This window comes from Micromonospora thermarum (assembly GCF_012034245.1).
Lineage (GTDB): Bacteria > Actinomycetota > Actinomycetes > Mycobacteriales > Micromonosporaceae > Micromonospora > Micromonospora thermarum.
Genome location: NZ_JAATEO010000086.1, coordinates 1 through 1,404 on the forward strand (window position 1 = coordinate 1; position 1,404 = coordinate 1,404).

Genomic DNA, 1,404 nt, shown 5'->3' on the forward strand with positions numbered 1-1,404 from the left:
ACCTTGACCGGTGGCGGGTCATCCTGGACGAGGCGGTGACGCGTGTCGCTGACCGGTTCGTTCGGGCGGAGCCACGTCGGACCGCTGGGCAGTTTGTGGAGGGGCTGCTGTCGGGCGTGGAACGCAAGACCTGCTGGTCCCTCGCGGAACGGGCGGGTCACGCCGATCCGCAGGCGATGCAGCGGCTGCTGCGTACAGCGGCGTGGGACGCCGACGCCGTCCGCGATGACGTGCGTTCCTGGCTGGTCGAGCAGCTCGGCCACCCCGACGCGGTGCTGGTCATTGACGAGACGGGCTTCCTGAAGAAGGGCGTCTGCTCGGTCGGAGTCCAGCGGCAGTACACCGGCACCGCCGGTCGTGTGGAGAACAGCCAGGTCGGGGTGTTCCTGGCCTACCGGTCACCCGCGGGCCGGGCGCTGATCGACCGCAGGCTCTACCTGCCGGAGACGACCTGGTGCGATCGCCCCGACCGGCTCGCTGCCGCCGGCGTCCCCGACCAGGTCGAGTTCGCCACGAAACCAGCCCTGGCACGCCAGATGATCGCCGCCGCGTTGGACGCCGGCGTGCCCGCCGAGTGGGTGACCGGCGACGAGGTCTACGGCGCCGACCCCGGCCTACGCGATGACCTGGAACACCGCGGGATCGGCCACGTCCTGGCCGTCGGCTGTGACCGGCGGGTGGCCGTCAACGACGGCCGCACCTTCGTTCGTGTCGACGACCTCGCCGAGCGGATCCCCCACCGCGAATGGCAGCAGCACAGTTGCGGGCCGGGGGCGAAAGGTCCCCGCGACTACCTGTGGGCCTGGATCACCACCGCCACCCAGCCCGGTGAGCATCGGTGGCTGCTCATCCGCCGCAACCGGACCACCGGCGAGCTGGCCTTCTACCTGTGCTGGTCACCCCGCCCGGTGCCGCTGCACACCCTCGTGACCGTCGCCGGCTCCCGCTGGAGCATCGAGGAACTGTTCCAAACCGGCAAAGGCCAGGTCGGCCTGGACCACTACCAGGTCCGCGGCTGGACCGGCTGGCACCGGTTCATCACCCTGGCCATGCTCGCCCTCGCCGTCCTGACCATCCTCGCCGCACAACAGCCCGACACCGACCCGAAAATCATTGCGTTGACCGTCGCCGAGATCCGCCGACTCCTCAACGCCCTCGTCCTCACCCAACCGCTACCACCAGCGCACACCCTGCACTGGTCAACCTGGCGACGAACATCCCAAGCCCGAGCCCGACGATCCCACTACCAGCGAAGACTCGGTCCCACAACGCCAGCCGGAAGATCAAGTGACGTTGGAGTACTAATAGTACTTTGTTAGGTTGTTCCGGTGTGTCGCTTGTAGGGCTTTTTGGGTTGTGTTTGGCTCCCGGGCGTGGACGAGCGAGGACTCACACGGGTGCGGA

Annotated in this window: 1 protein-coding gene; it reads left to right on the forward strand. The window is 68.4% G+C overall.

The features are described 5' to 3' along the window. Window positions 1–20: 20 nt before the first annotated feature. Window positions 21–1,319: an IS701 family transposase gene (locus tag HCJ94_RS29285; RefSeq protein ID WP_373684473.1), complete on the forward strand. Its 1,299-nt coding sequence runs from the start codon at window positions 21–23 to the stop codon at window positions 1,317–1,319. Window positions 1,320–1,404 lie beyond the last annotated feature (85 nt).